Genomic DNA, 1,249 nt, shown 5'->3' with positions numbered 1-1,249 from the left:
TGGACTTAAGTCAAATCCTCGGACACGAACTCTATTCTTAATTTAACAAACTGAAGCCGTTGGTTTCTTCGAATTGCTTAGGGGTCATATAGCTTAAAGCACTGTGAATTCTTTTACGGTTGTACCAACCTTCAATATATTGAAAGAGTCTAATTGAAGCTTGCTTGGCGGTTTGATAGGTGGTGACATAAACTTCTTCTTTTTTGATAATGGAATGAAACGACTCAATACCGGCATTATCATATGGCGTCCCCTTTCGGCTATATGAATGAGCCATTCCCATTTGGTGTAAGGCTTCCTCAAACTCAGCACTGGTATACTGAGCCCCCAAATCGGTATGTACAATAATGTTTTGATTTTTGATTCGTCGATTAAGAGCGGCATTCCCCAGCGCAGTGGTGACTAGGTGGGCGTCCATAGTAGTCGAATAACTATAACCAATAATGCGACGACTCCACAGATCCATCACACTAGCCAAGTAAGTCCAGCCGTCACGAACTGTATAGATGTAGGTGATATCGGTCACCCATTTTTGATTAGCCCCAGTAGTTGAAAAATCTTGTGCCAAAATATTAAAACGATTATAGACCACGTCATTATTGGTCTGTGGCCGGTACTTTTTAACGACAATTGACCGCAGGTTGTTCTTAAGCATTAACCGCTGGACTCTTTTCAGACCGACATGTAAGTCGTAATCACGACTTAACAGGAACTGAATCTTAGGGGCACCGTAAATTCCGTCTGAGGCTTGATAAATATCCTGAATAGCCATCTCGATAGCCTCTGTCTCAATCTCTCGGTTACTTGGTGTGGCGTTGACAATGTCATAAAAAGTTGATTTAGGTATCCCGAAAAGCCGACATGATAGCCGCACTTCATATCCGCCATCTCGGATAAAATTCACCAATTCATTATTATTTATCTGTCCTTGCGTCCGAAGATGGCTAATGCTTTTTTTAGAATTTCGACCTCCGTTTCTGCCTGAAGCGCCCGTTGTTCCAAGGCTTTAATATCAGATTCAGTATAGCTTTTAGACGGTGCTGCCTTGGTTTTAGCGGCCCATTTATAGATTGTTTGGACTGAAACATTATAGTCAGCGGATAACTGGCTAGCGGACGCCCCTGAATGGTAAAGATCCATAATTGAGGCCTGAAATTCGGCTGAAAATTTTTGAGTCATAGATAAGTTCTCCTTATTAATTTCACAATTTTAACATAGAGACCGTGTCCGGAATATCAGACTAACACCA

Annotated in this window: 2 protein-coding genes; both read right to left on the bottom strand. The window is 41.6% G+C overall.

Annotated features, from left to right (window positions below; translation table 11 throughout):
* Positions 1–37: 37 nt before the first annotated feature.
* A complete protein-coding gene (locus tag FHL05_RS12370; protein WP_337692540.1) occupies positions 38–904 on the bottom strand; it encodes an IS3 family transposase in 867 nt (288 codons plus the stop codon).
* A 14-nt stretch (positions 905–918) separates the two neighbouring features.
* Positions 919–1,179 carry a transposase gene (locus FHL05_RS12365; RefSeq protein WP_153385579.1) on the bottom strand — a complete coding sequence of 87 codons (261 nt, stop codon included), beginning with the start codon at positions 1,177–1,179 and terminating at the stop codon, positions 919–921.
* Between the last annotated feature and the right edge of the window lie 70 nt (positions 1,180–1,249).

Source organism: Companilactobacillus halodurans (genome assembly GCF_009600995.1).
In the GTDB taxonomy this organism is placed as follows: Bacteria; Bacillota; Bacilli; order Lactobacillales; family Lactobacillaceae; genus Companilactobacillus; species Companilactobacillus halodurans.
The sequence above is the reverse complement of the archived record's forward strand: the minus strand, read 5'-3'. Positions and strand labels throughout refer to the sequence as shown.

Excerpts from the sequence above, each read along its gene's own strand:
- FHL05_RS12365 (WP_153385579.1), bottom strand. The coding sequence starts at position 1,179 with ATGACTCAAAAATTTTCAGCCGAATTTCAGGCCTCAATTATGGATCTT.